Origin of the sequence: Acinetobacter sp. ANC 3903, assembly GCF_002135315.1 — a bacterium.
Lineage (GTDB): Bacteria > Pseudomonadota > Gammaproteobacteria > Pseudomonadales > Moraxellaceae > Acinetobacter.
In genome coordinates this window covers 1-14,196 of the sequence record NZ_NEGA01000029.1, presented here as the reverse complement: position 1 = coordinate 14,196, position 14,196 = coordinate 1, and the positions used below count along the sequence as shown (strand labels likewise).

16 protein-coding genes are annotated in these 14,196 nt (G+C 41.1%); 10 read left to right on the top strand and 6 right to left on the bottom strand.

Annotation, left to right across the window (positions count from 1 at the left end; translation table 11 throughout):
• Positions 1-248: 248 nt before the first annotated feature.
• A complete protein-coding gene (locus tag B9T29_RS16115; protein WP_086176895.1) occupies positions 249-1,127 on the bottom strand; it encodes an IS982 family transposase in 879 nt (292 codons plus the stop codon).
• Positions 1,128-1,208: 81 nt separating this feature from the next.
• On the opposite strand from B9T29_RS16115, the gene B9T29_RS16110 reads away from it, so the two are divergent.
• Together B9T29_RS16110 and B9T29_RS16105 are read left to right on the top strand one after the other, a co-directional pair.
• On the top strand, positions 1,209-1,439 hold the full coding sequence (locus B9T29_RS16110) for a DUF4917 family protein (RefSeq protein WP_228146637.1): 231 nt from the start codon (positions 1,209-1,211) through the stop codon (positions 1,437-1,439).
• Between the two features lie 52 nt (positions 1,440-1,491).
• A complete protein-coding gene (locus B9T29_RS16105; protein ID WP_086176894.1) occupies positions 1,492-2,016 on the top strand; it encodes a cysteine peptidase family C39 domain-containing protein in 525 nt (174 codons plus the stop codon).
• 61 nt (positions 2,017-2,077) lie between these two features.
• Here the strand turns inward: B9T29_RS16105 and B9T29_RS16100 are convergent, their stop codons facing one another.
• From B9T29_RS16100 to radA, 3 genes are all read right to left on the bottom strand, one after another.
• Complete coding sequence (locus B9T29_RS16100) at positions 2,078-2,593, bottom strand: tetratricopeptide repeat protein (protein WP_086176892.1); 516 nt, start codon at positions 2,591-2,593, stop codon at positions 2,078-2,080.
• 138 nt (positions 2,594-2,731) lie between these two features.
• Positions 2,732-3,712, bottom strand: coding sequence for a Tim44 domain-containing protein (locus tag B9T29_RS16095; protein WP_086176891.1), 981 nt, complete (start codon positions 3,710-3,712; stop codon positions 2,732-2,734).
• Between the two features lie 115 nt (positions 3,713-3,827).
• Positions 3,828-5,219, bottom strand: coding sequence for a DNA repair protein RadA (radA, locus tag B9T29_RS16090; protein WP_086176890.1), 1,392 nt, complete (start codon positions 5,217-5,219; stop codon positions 3,828-3,830).
• Positions 5,220-5,502: 283 nt separating this feature from the next.
• Here radA and B9T29_RS16085 point away from each other — a divergent pair, with 283 nt between their 5' ends.
• The 4 genes from B9T29_RS16085 to dapF all read left to right on the top strand — a co-directional run bounded on the left by B9T29_RS16085 (position 5,503) and on the right by dapF (position 9,405).
• Complete coding sequence (locus tag B9T29_RS16085) at positions 5,503-6,906, top strand: amino acid permease (RefSeq protein ID WP_086176889.1); 1,404 nt, start codon at positions 5,503-5,505, stop codon at positions 6,904-6,906.
• Between the two features lie 134 nt (positions 6,907-7,040).
• Positions 7,041-7,262, top strand: a complete 222-nt coding sequence (gene lptM / locus B9T29_RS16080) for an LPS translocon maturation chaperone LptM (RefSeq protein ID WP_086176888.1) — start codon at positions 7,041-7,043, stop codon at positions 7,260-7,262.
• A 38-nt stretch (positions 7,263-7,300) separates the two neighbouring features.
• Entirely contained in the window at positions 7,301-8,545 is a 1,245-nt protein-coding gene (gene lysA / locus B9T29_RS16075) for a diaminopimelate decarboxylase (protein ID WP_086176887.1), read from the top strand.
• Between the two features lie 14 nt (positions 8,546-8,559).
• Complete coding sequence (dapF, locus tag B9T29_RS16070; RefSeq protein ID WP_086176886.1) at positions 8,560-9,405, top strand: diaminopimelate epimerase; 846 nt, start codon at positions 8,560-8,562, stop codon at positions 9,403-9,405.
• A 54-nt stretch (positions 9,406-9,459) separates the two neighbouring features.
• Here the strand turns inward: dapF and B9T29_RS16065 are convergent, their stop codons facing one another.
• Positions 9,460-9,789, bottom strand: a complete 330-nt coding sequence (locus B9T29_RS16065) for a hypothetical protein (protein ID WP_086176885.1) — start codon at positions 9,787-9,789, stop codon at positions 9,460-9,462.
• Positions 9,790-9,991: 202 nt separating this feature from the next.
• Between B9T29_RS16065 and xerA the strand changes: the two genes are divergently transcribed.
• Both xerA and B9T29_RS16055 read left to right on the top strand, forming a co-directional pair.
• Entirely contained in the window at positions 9,992-10,885 is an 894-nt protein-coding gene (gene xerA, locus B9T29_RS16060) for a site-specific tyrosine recombinase/integron integrase (protein ID WP_171264079.1), read from the top strand.
• Between the two features lie 262 nt (positions 10,886-11,147).
• The gene (locus B9T29_RS16055; RefSeq protein WP_171264078.1) at positions 11,148-11,534 is read left to right on the top strand and encodes a hypothetical protein; all 387 of its coding nucleotides are present in this window, start codon (positions 11,148-11,150) and stop codon (positions 11,532-11,534) included.
• Between the two features lie 187 nt (positions 11,535-11,721).
• On the opposite strand, the gene B9T29_RS16050 is transcribed toward B9T29_RS16055, so the two are convergent.
• Positions 11,722-12,216 (bottom strand): Lrp/AsnC family transcriptional regulator, encoded by a 495-nt coding sequence (locus B9T29_RS16050; protein ID WP_086176883.1) that lies wholly within the window; start codon positions 12,214-12,216, stop codon positions 11,722-11,724.
• Between the two features lie 113 nt (positions 12,217-12,329).
• On the opposite strand from B9T29_RS16050, the gene B9T29_RS16045 reads away from it, so the two are divergent.
• Positions 12,330-12,935 (top strand): LysE family translocator, encoded by a 606-nt coding sequence (locus B9T29_RS16045; protein ID WP_086176882.1) that lies wholly within the window; start codon positions 12,330-12,332, stop codon positions 12,933-12,935.
• Positions 12,936-13,436: 501 nt separating this feature from the next.
• Entirely contained in the window at positions 13,437-14,189 is a 753-nt protein-coding gene (locus B9T29_RS16040; protein WP_086176881.1) for an electron transfer flavoprotein subunit beta/FixA family protein, read from the top strand.
• The last annotated feature ends 7 nt before the right edge of the window (positions 14,190-14,196 follow it).

Sequence of the window (14,196 nt, the reverse complement as noted above, 5' to 3'; positions counted from 1 at the left end):
AGGAAATAAAAAAAGCGGATTAATTTGATTTTCATGGATATTGAGTACTGAACAAAAAGGGCCTTTTATAGGCCCTTCTCTTTTGATACATTTTGCCAATCATAAAAAATAGTGAAAAACATTAAGTTATTGTTTTTTATAAATTACGTTTAGCTAGGGAAAAGCTCTCCGGTTTAACTCGATGTGTAATAAAATGCCAAGCTCTGACGAATGTCGCATAACGTAACTATTATGTTAAATGACCCCAGTTACGGATAAGCCAAATTTCTAACGACATGAATTTTCGGCTTATTCTTCTGACAGAGTTGATAAGCACATAAAGATGAGAATATGCCTGCCAGAAAACCAGAAATAGTTCGATGCTTACTGCTCACTAAATGGTATTTTTCTTTCAACAAACCAATTAAAGTTTCAATTCTTTTCCGCTGTCTCAAGTGGTACTCATCAGAAAAAGGCAATCGACTTACTTGCATATTCTTTCTTGGATAAGTAATTAAATCAATACCTTGTTCTAATAATTTGGCTTTTATCGATTTCCCTATATAACCTCTATCTCCATAAACAGTTGCCAATAAACCATCAACTAACTCTTCGATTTTTCTAATGTCTGCAAGGTATCCAGTGGATAAAACTGTATTCACAATTTTTCCTTCACTGTTCATGAGCAGGTGTAATTTGCAGCCATAAAACCACTCTATGGAACTTTTACCACGAGAAGCAATATCATCTAAAGCATGGTGACCTTTAGGAATTCTTTTGTTTTTACAGACAGGCAAAGGTGTTGAATCAATCCATAGATATTGACACGCTTGCCCTTTGCTTAAAGCACGATGTAGCGCATGGATTGCAAGCTGATGTTGGTTAATCAGGCTGAGCATATTTTTGTAGCAAGGCAAAGACTTAAATAATTTACTCTCAAATTGGCAAAGCAATTGGAAAAATATTTTAAAGTTATGTACTTGCGATGTTTTATAACAAATTGCAATCGTCACAATTTCAGAGAGGGATAAGGTTGCAAATCGAATTCGTTTACGCTTTTTTTCCTGCTTGAGAAATTGCCAATAGATGGGTTCAAATTTCTTAAAAAAATCATCAACGGTACAGAAAATTTCTGTAAAATCAAACATGGTGGTTAGAGTCTTTGGTTTGTGTAGTAACTTTCTAAATGGCTCTAACCATCTTTTTTTCAAGCAGTTTTCTTATCCGTAATTCGGGTTAATTTAGTAATTTATGGTTGGAGTTTAGGTGAGCAAGAATCACATCTCGTGGAGCAAATATTTAAGAATAAACAATTAGGTAAGGTGGCTATTTCTATATTTCAAAATAATCAGGAAGATTGTTATCGAATTTATAGACTTATAAAAAACGAAAAAGTAGCTCCAAATATCGAAGTAGAGTTTTTTGACAGTCAAAGCTCAGGGTGTTGGAATAATCCTTAATAGCGTAAATATTTATATTATTATCAGCACAATCATATTTTGGATGAAAATTATGGCTTTAGAAATGCCTGAAGAATTAGCCAGTCTAGAAGCAAATGGTGGAATTTTTGCGGTATGGATGCTGCTGCAACATTTAGGTATCGATGCTGATATTCAGCAACTTGTAGATGTATGTGGATATGATGCTGAAAATGGCACGACAACCATAGGTCTAGCTGTAGCACTAAAAAAGTTTGGTTTTAATGTTCAGTTTTATACCGAGCATGACCCTGATCTTCAGGAGAGTGAAAAACTCAGTTACCAAGAAGCTGAACAACTGGGTTTACCCATTTTCCCAGCGTTAAGTTATCAGCAAATCCAACAATCATTTGAGCAAAACAAATTTGTGATTGTCTATTACGATACATTAGAGAATGTAGGTAATCACTCACTTGTTTACGATGTAAATGAGGATGAAATCTGTTTCTTTGACAGTTTTGATGCGATGCCAGCTTCAGTTTTTGAGCAGCAACGTCAAGTTGAAGGGATTTGTCGACAAGTGATTGTTGTTGAAGTAAATGATGATATCCAGAGTTAATATTTAAAAATTGAATAAAAAAGCCCATCATTGGATGGGCTTTTTTAATTCTTAGATTCAATTATTCTTCAGTTGCTTGTGCTTTTTCAGACCAGTAATCCGCTTTTTCTTCGTCAACATCGACACCCAAGCCATGTTCATAGATGCAAGCTAGATCACGCATGGCTTGTGCATCGCCCCATTCAGCTGCCTGTTTTACTAAAGATACTGACTTTGCGACATCTTTTTCAATCACATCACCACGACGGAAATAACCCGCTAACTCTAAAGTCGCAGCGGGGTGCTTTTGCATATTGGCCTTGCTGAGCCAGTAATAACCCAATTCAAAATGTGCTTTGGATTCTTCAGGGTCTTCTTCTGCCAAGTCTTTGGCATACACGGTATAACCTTCACCTAGCCAATACATGGCTTCAATATTGCCATTTTCAGCAGCTTTAAGTGCCCATTCTTCTGCAAGAATAATGTCATCATCATGCTCGCTTTGCATATAGAGTTCGGCCAGTTCAAATTGTGCTTTGGCATTTCCTGTAATGGCTAAATTCATCAGCGAGGCAGGGGGAGAAATTCGGTTAGACATACATGTATCCAAAAACTTTTGCTATAGCCTAAAAGGAATGAAATAAAAAAGCCAATCCGAAGATTGGCTTTTATAGTATTGCAGCTAAAAACATCCACTCATGTCAGTGTATTTGGCAGAGCAGTATTTAGCAAAGGATTAACTTTCTTGCTGAATGCCTGCAACCAACCAGTCCTGGTTAGAACCGGCAGGTTTCACAAAGTGCCAAACTTCTGCAAAAGGTTGCGGCAAGCTGTTTAAGTCTTCGCTTACTGTACCGGTGAAACGTACACTTACGACATACTGACCATTTTCAGTTGCAGAATCTGTAACCATGGCATTCAGATTAGAGAATTCAGCAACATCCTGGTCTTGGTTCGCCATAATATCGTTATACATAGACTGATAAAGATCAGGCGTTAAATAACGTTGAATTTCAGCAATGTTACTTGCTGTATTCATGGACTGAATATGGTTAAAGCGCTGACGAGCAACACGTAAGAATGCAGCAGGTTCAGTCCCATCTGGCAATTGATTGCCATTGCTGGTTGAAGCAGCACCAAATGGTGCTTGAGTTGCTGCGCCAGCAGAACCACCTACTGTTTGACCAAAAATATTGCTGTTGTCATTTGAAGTACGTGGTGCTGCATTTTGCTGACCAAACGGGGCTGTATTGCCAGCATTGTTTGGTGCATACGGATTGTTAGCGGCTAATTTTTTTTTTGCTCCGAATTTACGGAACAAGAAGAAAGCGACTGCTGCTGCCAGAAGAATCCAGATCCAGCCTGGAAGTCCGCCTTTTTCTTCTTGCTGCTGTTGTGCTGTAGCATCAGCACTGCTTGCAGCAGGTTTGTCATCCGCCATTGCATTGGCTGCAACTGCACCAATCGCAGCACCAGCAACACCAGCAGCAACCATACCACCTACGCCCGGACCTGATTTTTGTGGGGCTGTAGCAGGAGCAACAGGTTGTTGGGCAGGAGCAGCTTGACGTGGTTGTTGGTAAGATTGGCTTGGAGCAGCAGAACGACTCATGCCATGGCTTTTACCGCCACCCGCACGTTTCGCTTCAGCCATTGGTGCAACCACCATAGCTGCCATTAAAATACCGGCCATCAAACTACGCTGTCGAACTTCCATTGAGTCTTCCTAATAAATAAAAATGAAATTATAGCCCTATAGTTATGCAGGCATTTACAGTGAATTTCAATAACAAAGTGGTAATTTTTTTACATGACTTTTCATGTGTTTAAGCTTAAGCCAATTCTTCGCTTAGATTCATGGCTTCGGTTAAAGCTTCATGCAAGCGTGCCACCGAAATGATCTGTACATTTGGGATGGGTTTTTGTGGTGCATTGCCACGCGGTAAAATAATGTATTTAAAACCGTGCTTAATGGCTTCTTTTAAGCGCTCCTGACCATTCGGCACCGGACGGATTTCACCCGATAAGCCCACTTCGCCAAATACTGCCAGTTGTTGGGGTAAGGCCTTGCCACGCAAGCTTGAGGCACAGGCAAGCAATACAGCAAGATCGGAACCGGTTTCAGTAATTTTTAGACCGCCGACCACATTGACATAAACGTCCTGTCCGGAGGTTTGCACCCCGCCATGACGGTGCATGACTGCCAGTAGCATATTCAGCCGGTTTTGTTCCAAGCCCAAGGCAACACGACGCGGTTGTCCATGGGCATCATCCACCAGCGCTTGAACTTCCACTAGAAGTGGCCGGGTTCCTTCGCGGCTAATCATCACAATAGAACCGGGAATGGCTTCATCATAACGGCTCAAGAAAATAGCAGACGGATTGGCGACTTCACGCAAGCCTTTATCGGTCATGCCAAATACGCCGAGTTCGTTGACGGCACCAAAACGGTTTTTTACCGCACGAATCATGCGATAACGCGAGTCGGACTGACCTTCAAAATACAGTACACAGTCGACCATATGTTCCAGTACTCGAGGGCCAGCCAATGCGCCTTCTTTGGTCACATGTCCGACCAAGAACAGGGCCGTGCCACTATTTTTAGCAAAACGGGTCAGCAATGCTGCAGATTCACGAATTTGAGAAACACCTCCTGGTGCAGACTGCAAGGTTTCGGTATACAGCGTCTGGATGGAATCCAGAATGGCAACAGCAGGGCGTTCCTGGGCTAAAACTTCACAAATTCGTTCCACACAGGTTTCTGCCATCACTTTAAGATGTTCAGTCGGCAGTTCTAAACGGTGAGCACGTAACGCAACCTGCGACAACGATTCCTCACCGGTCACATAGAGTGCAGAACTTTGTGCAGATGCCATATGCGTGGCGGTTTGTAAAAGAATCGTGGATTTACCAATCCCCGGGTCACCGCCAATCAGTACTACAGAACCCGTGACCAAACCACCGCCCAGTACGCGGTCAAATTCACCAATCCCTGTGGCCAAACGTGTTTCATGTGAAACAGAAACTTTATTCAGGGTGGTAATGTTTGCCGCCTGACCGGCATAGCCGCCGCCCATTTTCGGTTGTGCACGGTGGCTCACTGCAGGTTCAAGCCGAACTTCGGTCAGACTATTCCATTCACCACAATCTGTACATTGACCTGCCCATTTTGGATGATCCGTTCCACATTGTTCACAGCGGTAAACAGTTTTGACCTTACTCATAAAATATAAATCTTGTGAAAGCTAAAAGAGTATTTGTGAATGTAGCAATAGCCGTTCAGAAACACAATTTTTTGTATGTTCTATCGCCAAATCAAAAATTGGCACGTAAACTGCTAATTCATGGAAAGTTTAATAAAGGAAATAAAAAGGACTTAAAGTGTATGAAAAATAATCTAAAGCGCCATTAGGCTTGAAAAATATTAAATAATCGCTCAAAAAACTTTTTTTATTTTTTTTGTTTTGGGCTACTTTTAACACATTAAATTTAGAGACGAAAATAACAATGTCAAATGAAAACCTAAGTTCATCCGTTGAAGACGGTGAACTTAAACGAAGTTTATCCAATAGACATCTGCAACTCATCGCCATTGGCGGTGCAATTGGTACCGGATTGTTCATGGGTTCGGGCAAAACGATCAGTTTGGCTGGCCCATCAATTCTGATCATTTACATGATTATTGGTTTTATGGTTTTTTTGGTCATGCGTGCGCTTGGCGAACTGTTACTGTCTAACCTGAAATACAAGTCTTTTATTGATTTTGCGACGGATTTAATTGGTCCTTGGGCAGGCTATTTTGTCGGCTGGACCTATTGGCTGTGCTGGATCACCATTGGTATTGCCGACCTTTCAGCCATTATTTATTACCTGCAATTCTTTAATGGAGGGCTGCCGTTTACGCCTGGCGAAGGGGTAATGATCAGTGTTGCGGCCATTGTCTTTATCATGGGGCTGAATCTGGTTACGGTTAAATTATTCGGTGAACTGGAGTTCTGGTTTGCATTAATCAAGATTATTGCCATTGTGGTACTGATTGCGGTCGGTTTATGGATGATCTTTACTGGCTTTAGCTCAACCGCAGGTGAAGTGGCTTCATTTACCCATCTGTGGTCACATGACGGTATTTTCCCAACTGGGGTAACCGGCTTCCTGGCAGGTTTCCAGATTGCGATATTCGCCTTTGTTGGGGTGGAGCTGGTCGGTACAACTGCAGCTGAAACCAAAGATCCAGAGCGCAACTTGCCTAAAGCGGTCAACTCGATTCCGATTCGTATCATCATTTTCTATGTGTTGGCACTGATCATTGTCATGTCGGTAACGCCATGGAATAAAATTGATCCTACTATCAGTCCATTTGTAAACCTGTTTAGCCAGGCCGGTATTGCTGCTGCAGCGATTATCATGAACCTGGTGGTACTGTCTTCAGTGATGTCATCCATGAACAGTGGTGTGTTCTCGACCAGCCGTATGTTGTTTGGTTTATCACGTGAAGAGCAGGGTCCTAAAGCCTTTGGTCACTTGAATAAACGTGCTGTTCCTGCAAATGCCTTATATTTCTCTGCAATTTGTTTATTGCTAGGTGCTGCGCTTCAGTACTTTGTACCGAATACAGTTGAAGCCTTTACTTTGGCAACAACACTGTCGACGATTTTGTTTATCTGTGTATGGTTGATGATCATCTGGAGCTATATCGTGTACTACAAAACACGTCCAGAATTACATGCAAAATCAACCTTTAAACTGCCGGGTGGATTGTTTACCTGTTGGGTGGTGATTATCTTCTTTATCGGCATGATCTATGTGCTGTCTTTGGAAGCCGATACCATGAAAGCGCTGATGGTCAGCCCAGTCTGGTTCATCATTTTGATTATTGGTTATTTTGGTTTCTACAAACCGAAACATAAATAATCACTGCAAATGATTAAAACGCCAGTTTCAAACTGGCGTTTTTTTTTATCTCACTATAATCTCTAGCGTTTAGTGCTTTGGTCAGGTCACATGATCAGGTTATACTTCTTCGAAAATATCAAATAGGTGGTCAGATGCGTCTTGTCATTTGCTGCATCAGTTTATTGGCAACAGGTTTTGCTCTGGTCGGTTGTGGTCAATCGGGTGCTTTACAGCTACCTAGCGACCAAAACTATGACAAACGTGCAAAATATTTGTTATATCCCAATGTAGATTCAAAACAGCAATCTTCGAATAAGCAAGAAGCAGCGCCGGTAGCACAAGAGCTTCCCGCTTCATCAGCTGAAACGAATTAATTTTCAATATCTAAACGCGTCATCGAAAGGATACATTCATGAGTTTTACCCGCATCAATGGGGTTTTGCACGCCGAGCAATGTTCTCTACAACAGCTTGCGCAGCAATTTGGCACGCCACTTTATGTTTATTCAAAAGCGACTTTTGAAAAGCATTATTTAGATATGGATCGTGCATTTAGCTTTATCGATCATCAAATTTGTTTTGCGGTAAAGTCTAACTCTAACCTTGCGGTGTTGAATGTATTGGCCAAGCGTGGCGCGGGCTTCGATATTGTCACCGGTGGTGAGCTTGCCCGTGTGCTTAAAGCAGGCGGCGATGCATCTAAAATTGTCTTCTCGGGCTTGGGTAAATCTGAAGCGGATATCCAAAAAGCGCTTGAAGTGGGTATTGCCTGTTTCAATGTCGAATCTTATGCAGAGCTTGACCGTATTCAAAAAGTTGCCGCGAACTTAGGTAAAAAAGCCCCGATTTCTTTACGGGTAAACCCGGATGTTGATGCAAAAACCCATCCCTATATTTCCACCGGTTTAAAAGAAAACAAATTCGGTATTCCTTCCGATACTGTATTTGAAACCTATCAATATGCAGCATCATTACCGAATTTGGACGTGGTGGGGATTGACTGTCATATTGGTTCACAATTGACTGAAACCCAGCCTTTTGTCGATGCGCTGGACCGTGTGATTGTGATGATTGAGAAACTTAAAGAACTCGGTATCAATCTAAAACACATCGATATCGGTGGTGGTTTAGGCGTGACTTATAAAGATGAAGTTCCACCTACAGTTGAAGAATATGCCAATGCTTTGAAACCGGCTTTAGAAAAACTCGGTTTGAAAGTGTATATGGAACCAGGCCGCAGCATTTCTGCTAATGCCGGTGTATTGCTGACCAAAGTGGATTTGCTTAAACCGACTAATCACCGTAATTTCGCGATTATTGATGCCGCAATGAACGACCTGATTCGTCCAGCTTTATATGAAGCGTGGATGGATATTCAGGAAGTGACCCCGCATAGCGATGTTGAAGCGAAAGAGTGGGATGTGGTGGGTGCGATTTGTGAAACTGGCGATTTTCTGGGTAAAGAGCGTCAGCTGGCAATTAAAGAAAATGATGTACTTGCCGTATTGGGTGCGGGTGCTTACGGTTTCGTGATGAGCTCGAACTACAACAGTCGCGGACGTGCTGCTGAAGTGATGGTGGATGGTGATCAGGCACATTTGATTCGTGAGCGTGAAAGCGTTGAATCTTTGTGGGAACGTGAACGCTTATTGCCATAATGGAGAGCTCTGAGATGTTTTTAGAATTTACCAAAATGCATGGTTTGGGCAATGACTTTATGGTGGTTGACCTGATCAGCCAGCGTGCCTATCTGGATACCGTGACCATTCAGCGTTTGGCAGACCGCCACTTTGGCATCGGTTTCGATCAGCTACTGATTGTTGAGCCGCCTGATTTACCCAATGTCGATTTTAAATATCGCATTTTCAACGCAGACGGTTCCGAAGTGGAGCAATGCGGTAATGGCGTGCGCTGTTTTGCTCGTTTTGTGCATGAACGTCAGCTCACCACAAAAACCAAAATCAAAGTGCAAACCAAAGCCGGTATTGTAGAACCTGAGCTGGGTCAAAATGGCTGGGTACGCGTGAATATGGGTTATCCTAAATTCTTGCCGAACCAGATTCCATTCCTTGCGGATGGGCCTGAAAACCTATACAGCCTGGCTTTGGCCAATGATGAAAGCATTACTATTGATGTTGTGAATATGGGTAATCCGCATGCGGTCACCATTGTATCCGATGTTCTCACGGCAGATGTCGCAGGTATAGGCCCACAAGTGGAATCACATGAGCGTTTTCCGCAACGTGTCAATGCCGGCTTTATGCAAATTATTGATGAAAAGCATGCACGTTTGCGTGTGTTTGAACGTGGCGTAGGTGAAACCCTGGCTTGTGGTACAGGCGCTTGTGCTGCAGCGATATCTGGTATGCGCCGTGGCTTGCTGGCCAACTCTGTCGAGATTGAACTGGCTGGAGGCAAACTGCAAATTGAATGGAAAGAGGGCGATGTGGTCTGGATGACGGGTCCAACGGCAAATGTTTATCAAGGTCGTATTGATTTGAGTTATTACCAGGCTTAAGCGGTATTACTTTGAAACAAGCCTATCCATGAGATAGGCTTTTTGCTTTCTATTTTATTGATCTAATTCTGCTTGCAGGTCTGCCATCATTTGTTCATACGTGGCTTCAAATATCATTCGATCGCCACCAATGCTGTAGAAACTTGGAATGATAAAAGTCACTAGATTGCTAAATTCAGGGTTGGCATAAAGCATGTCTACAAATACTTCAATTTGATCATCTTGAATGCCAAAGCTTGAGGCAATTTTTTCAAATTCAGGATAAAAGGCTTGGATATTATCTGGATTAAAGCGCTTTTGTAACTCCTTTAATTCATTGGTGAGTTCTTCGGTCTGTAGGCTGTTCAAATTAAAAGATGCTGCAATTTTTTCAAATGAATGCATTTTATACTCGCTATGAAATCGTTTTTATGTCATGTTTTTTGGTAAGTGATTTAATATTAGCAAAAGCTGATCAGAATTTATCTTATAAAATGAATTTTAAATGATTGATTTTTTAGATACAAAATATAGATAGATGTAATATTGAGAAAGGTGGATTGGTGTAGGAAGGTTTATATTAATGGATGCAACGCAATTATTATCCATCTGGCTAAAAGAACGAGAAATTCAAAATCAGTCTAAACACACCTTACTGGCTTATGAACGTGATGTTTCGGATTTTTTAAATTTTTGTAAAACTAAAAAACTGAATCTGGCCAATATCGAAACCACAGATTTACGCGAATACTTAGCCCATAAAGTGGAACAGCAGCAGCTCAGTTCCAGCAGTTTACAGCGTATGCTATCGTCTATACGCCAATTTATGAAATGGGCCGAACAGGGGCACTATCTGGCATTTAATCCGGCCGATGATTTCCAGTTAAAACGTATTCCCAGACCACTTCCGGGCATGGTTGATATTGAAACCATCAATCAAATTTTAGATCAGCCAACGCCTGAAAAACCTGTAGAACAACAAATGTGGTTGCGTGATAAAGCCATTTTAGAATTGCTATATTCCAGTGGTTTGCGTTTGGCTGAAGTGCAGGGGCTGCGGATTAAGGATATCGATTTTAACCGTCAGCTGTTGCGTATTACTGGTAAGGGAAATAAGACGCGGATTGTGCCTTTTGGTAGCAAAGCCAAAGATGCAGTGATGCAGTGGCTGCAAGTCTATCCATTATGGCAGGGTGATTTTGTCCCGGATGCGCAGGTTTTTATTACCCAAAAGGGCAATCCGCTCGGCGCACGTCAAATTGAAAATCGGGTGAAGTTTCAGGCACAACGTGCCGGAGTTAATGTGGATTTACATCCGCATTTGTTGCGGCATTGCTTTGCCAGCCATATGTTGTCAAACAGCCGGGATTTGCGTGCGGTACAGGAAATGCTGGGACATAGCAATTTGACTACTACGCAAATTTATACCCATGTCGATTTTGACCATTTGGCACAAGTATATGATCAGGCACATCCGCGAGCGCAACTGAAAAAGTCGTAACAATATTAAAATTTGAATCAATCTGGCCTGGACTTTGCTTAATTATTTTAGCGCCAGTTAATGATGTTTAATCAAAGTTAAATAAGCGTATGAAAAAATATCAGTGCATAAAGATGACATTTTGAACTATTGTCGGATAATAAAAAGTCAATTTATAAGGTATAAGAATCACCTCTAACCATACAGTGAATCGCATGAATCATGTATAGCGATGAAATTATTTATGCTTTCACTACTGGTCAGTTAAATATTGGAAAGGAAAATGATAGGCGAAACAATGATTGCAGATATTTTAGAGAAATATGACCAGTTAACGGCTGCGCAAAAAGAAATTTTTGCAGGTTATGGCCTTCGTCAAGTTAAACATTTTGTCGAAATAAGTTTGCCTAATATTGAACCGGTTTTACCTGCAGGTGCGCATGTACAGGGCATCAATGCAGAAGGTAAGGTGCAAGCTATTAATGCTGTGACTCAGCAAACCTATTTATGGATTTCAGACCTGCAATGGCAGGAGCGCTCAATTGCGACCTCAAATGTAGATTTAAAAGAAGATTTTTTAGCAGTCTGGAAAATATTTAATCTTCAGGCTTATGATTTAATTGACTTAAGCCACATCCATCGTGACTTTTTGCAGAGTCAGCCTGTATAGCAGCCTTTTGAGTTTACAGGTTTGTTCAAGGGCTACCTGATTTCATGCGATATCCTTCATGTAGCCCTAAAGTTCTAATTCGAGTAATGGCAGTTTTAAGCTTAAGCCTATTCTTGTAATGCCACTTATATTCAATAACTGATTTCTATATACAGTAATTTCCAAAATTTCGAAAAATAAGATGTCTTTACAGACCATCCAGCGGTAATTGAAAACTCTGTTTAATAATTTGACTGGGTAAATCCGTTTTTACACTGGTAATGCCATTTTTCTTGGTCAGATGTGCTGACTGAAATTTACGGTAACTTTCCAGATCCGGAACCACCACTTTTAACATGGCATCACATTCACCCAAAATAATATAGCACTCCATCACCTGAGGAAGTTCCTTCATTGCTGCAATGAAGGTATCAATGGTTTCTGCATCTTGTCCGGTTAACCAGATTCGTGAAAACAAAATCAGCTGCAAGCCAATTTTTTGCGGATCCACGACGGTGGTGTAATTCTGAATTACACCTGCTTCTTCGAGCAGTTTCACCCGACGCAGACAGGAAGAAGGCGACAGCCCAATTTCACGGGCCAGATCGTTATTTTGCATCCGACCATTGTTTTGTAAAGCCTGAATGATATTTTTATCAATACGATCCAGCTTTACTGAAACAAATTTGGAAGATAGTTTCATAAATTAGAATATAGTTCGAAAAATACTCATAATTATAGAATATTTGAAATCCTATTTTGTACTATTTATTCGATACTAATTTTCACTTTCAAGACATGGAAAGGGAAAAGGAAATGTCTGTATTTGCACTGTTCGCCTTAACGGTTATCCCGCTTATTTTTACACCTGGACCAGATATGCTGTTTATCTTGTCACAAGTGATGGGAAAAGATGCAAAAGCAGGCATGCTGGCCACAGTCGGGGTGTGTTCGGGTTATCTGGTGCATTCCATTTTAGTGGCACTCGGTATTGCCGCCATTATTGTATCTTTCCCGCTATTGTTTGAAACCATTCGCTGGCTGGGGATTGCCTATTTACTGTATTTGGCTTTTAGTCTGATCAAGTCGGTGTTTAGTCAAAATAAATTAACCATCGAGAAAAAATTATCTTCCCACCCGATCAAAAAAGGCTTCTTTACCGCCTTATTAAACCCCAAAGGTATGCTGATCTATTTTGCAATTTTACCGCAGTTTATTGATAAAACTAGGGACACGGTGAGCCAAGGGCTAATCTTGTCTTTCATCTTTATTGGGTTGATCTTTGTGGTGTATTGCAGCTTGAGTGTGTTGTTTGCCACAATCACCCAAAAAACCCATATTGATGAACGTAAACAAAAATGGATTGATGGCGGTTCAGGTGGTTTGTTAATGCTGGCTGCAACTTGGCTGATCATTAATTAAGAGCTGTGAAAAAGCATGTTGTAAGGACATGCTTTTTTTTGCCGAGTAGTATTTGGGCATAAAAAGTAATTTGTTATACCTTTAACTTAAAAAAGCGCTCGATTTTAGGACAAACAGACTGAAAAATTTAGCGGAATCTGTCTTAAATGACAATTCATTACTTTGGTTGTTTTGTCATCCATGTGTGCCAGACCAGCCAGGCACTAATCGGAAATACGTATTAAATCAGAACTTTTGATGAAGTTAATCAGATAAAAAAATAATAAAAATCAATGCTTAAAAAATAAATAAATATTTAGGAATTTCATCTTAATAAAAGTAGTAGAAAAAAATATGAACGCCAAGTTCAAGGAAAATGATGCATTTTTACGGCTGTTTGGATAATTGTGACTTGACCGAAATGCCGTACACATTGCAAGATAGGGCACCTAAAAAAATTTAAGTGAAGAGTTATTATAACTTTTCTCAACATTTACATTTGCTAAAACAGCCGAGGATTACATGAAGGCTCTTGTTGCTGTAAAACGTGTGGTTGATGCCAACGTTAAAGTTCGCGTTAAACCGGACAACAGTGGTGTTGACTTAACCAACGTTAAAATGTCAATTAACCCATTCTGTGAAATCGCAGTGGAAGAAGCGGTTCGTTTAAAAGAAAAAGGAACTGTTTCAGAAATCGTTGTGGTTTCTATTGGTCCTAAAGAAGCGCAAGAACAAATCCGTTCTGCCATGGCACTTGGCGCTGACCGCGGTATCCTGGTTGAAGCTGATGACAGCCAACTTGGTGCTTTGGAAGTTGCTAAAATCCTGAAAGGTGTTGTTGACGCTGAACAACCACAATTAATCCTTCTTGGTAAGCAAGCAATTGATGACGACTCTAACCAGGTTGGTCAGATGCTTGGCGCTCTACTTGGCGCAGGTCAAGGTACATTCGCTTCTGAAGTGAAAGTTGACGGTGACAAAGTACAGGTCACTCGTGAAGTCGACGGTGGCTTGCAAACTGTTGAATTGAACTTGCCAGCAATCATCACCACGGACTTACGTTTGAACGAGCCACGTTATGCAGCTCTGCCAAACATCATGAAAGCGCGTAAAAAACCGCTGGATACTAAGTCTCCTGCAGATTTCGGTGTTACTACGACAACTAAACTTAAAACAGTGAAAGTTGAAGCTCCTGCTGAACGTAAAGCTGGCGTACAAGTGAAATCTGTAGATGAGCTTGTTGACAAACTTAAAAACGAAGCGAAAGTGATCTAATACAGAA

Coding starts and splice junctions, on each gene's coding strand:
- B9T29_RS16065 (WP_086176885.1), bottom strand. CDS start 9,789: ATGCATTCATTTGAAAAAATTGCAGCATCTTTTAATTTGAACAGCCTA.
- B9T29_RS16045 (WP_086176882.1), top strand. CDS start 12,330: ATGTCTGTATTTGCACTGTTCGCCTTAACGGTTATCCCGCTTATTTTT.
- B9T29_RS16085 (WP_086176889.1), top strand. CDS start 5,503: ATGTCAAATGAAAACCTAAGTTCATCCGTTGAAGACGGTGAACTTAAA.
- B9T29_RS16115 (WP_086176895.1), bottom strand. CDS start 1,127: ATGTTTGATTTTACAGAAATTTTCTGTACCGTTGATGATTTTTTTAAG.
- radA (WP_086176890.1), bottom strand. CDS start 5,219: ATGAGTAAGGTCAAAACTGTTTACCGCTGTGAACAATGTGGAACGGAT.
- lptM (WP_086176888.1), top strand. CDS start 7,041: ATGCGTCTTGTCATTTGCTGCATCAGTTTATTGGCAACAGGTTTTGCT.
- B9T29_RS16095 (WP_086176891.1), bottom strand. CDS start 3,712: ATGGAAGTTCGACAGCGTAGTTTGATGGCCGGTATTTTAATGGCAGCT.
- B9T29_RS16055 (WP_171264078.1), top strand. CDS start 11,148: ATGATAGGCGAAACAATGATTGCAGATATTTTAGAGAAATATGACCAG.
- B9T29_RS16100 (WP_086176892.1), bottom strand. CDS start 2,593: ATGTCTAACCGAATTTCTCCCCCTGCCTCGCTGATGAATTTAGCCATT.
- B9T29_RS16050 (WP_086176883.1), bottom strand. CDS start 12,216: ATGAAACTATCTTCCAAATTTGTTTCAGTAAAGCTGGATCGTATTGAT.
- B9T29_RS16105 (WP_086176894.1), top strand. CDS start 1,492: ATGGCTTTAGAAATGCCTGAAGAATTAGCCAGTCTAGAAGCAAATGGT.
- B9T29_RS16040 (WP_086176881.1), top strand. CDS start 13,437: ATGAAGGCTCTTGTTGCTGTAAAACGTGTGGTTGATGCCAACGTTAAA.
- dapF (WP_086176886.1), top strand. CDS start 8,560: ATGTTTTTAGAATTTACCAAAATGCATGGTTTGGGCAATGACTTTATG.
- lysA (WP_086176887.1), top strand. CDS start 7,301: ATGAGTTTTACCCGCATCAATGGGGTTTTGCACGCCGAGCAATGTTCT.